Source organism: Clostridium ganghwense, from assembly GCF_026735165.1.
Classification (GTDB): domain Bacteria; phylum Bacillota; class Clostridia; order Clostridiales; family Clostridiaceae; genus Clostridium_H; species Clostridium_H ganghwense.
In genome coordinates this window covers 1-714 of the sequence record NZ_JAPQES010000026.1, presented here as the reverse complement: position 1 = coordinate 714, position 714 = coordinate 1, and the positions used below count along the sequence as shown (strand labels likewise).

The window sequence follows — 714 nt, the reverse complement described above, 5'->3', positions numbered from 1 at the left end:
TTTCCTTACTTCTGTTTAATTTTCAAAGACCAAATTTTTTATCGCCGCCTTGCGACAGCTTATTCAGTATATCACCTGAACTTTTCTTTGTCAACAACTTTTTTGAATCTTTTGAATTTTCTTAAATTCCTTAAATTCATACTTTGTTGTTTCCTCATCGCCACTCTCGCGACGACAAGGAATATCTTATCATAAATATTCATTTCAAAACTCACTATATATCTCATTAAATTAAATTAACTCTATTATCCTCTATTTTATTGACTAAATATAGATCTTTCTCACATTGATACACAAGGATAAGTATACATACTATTTAAGCAAATTTAGCCGTTGTGCCTAAGTTTTAAAAGTAAATTTGAAGAATTAAATCTTTCATTTACTTTTAAATTTTTTTTAAAAAATAAAAAATCCAGCCTAATACTAGACCAGATTTAAATACTTCCTTTTTATATTAGTGTTCTTGAGATTCTGTAAAAAACTAAATTCATCATTTTAAAAATATCTTCTGCATAAACCTTTAAATATGATTGTATAAATACTTTAAGTGATACAAATCTCAACATAAAATCTATACTTTTCTACATAATAAAAAAGCACTAAGCCTTTGCTTAGTGCTTTAAACTTACCCGGCGGCGACCTACTCTTCCACACCGTCTCCAGTGCAGTACCATCGGCGCTTTGAAGCTTAACCTTCGTGTTCGGTATGGGAAC

General features: G+C 29.7%; 1 rRNA gene. It reads right to left on the bottom strand.

Annotation, left to right across the window (positions count from 1 at the left end):
- Positions 1-627 precede the first annotated feature (627 nt).
- Positions 628-714, bottom strand: a 5S ribosomal RNA gene (rrf, locus tag OXH55_RS19900); the annotation flags it as partial.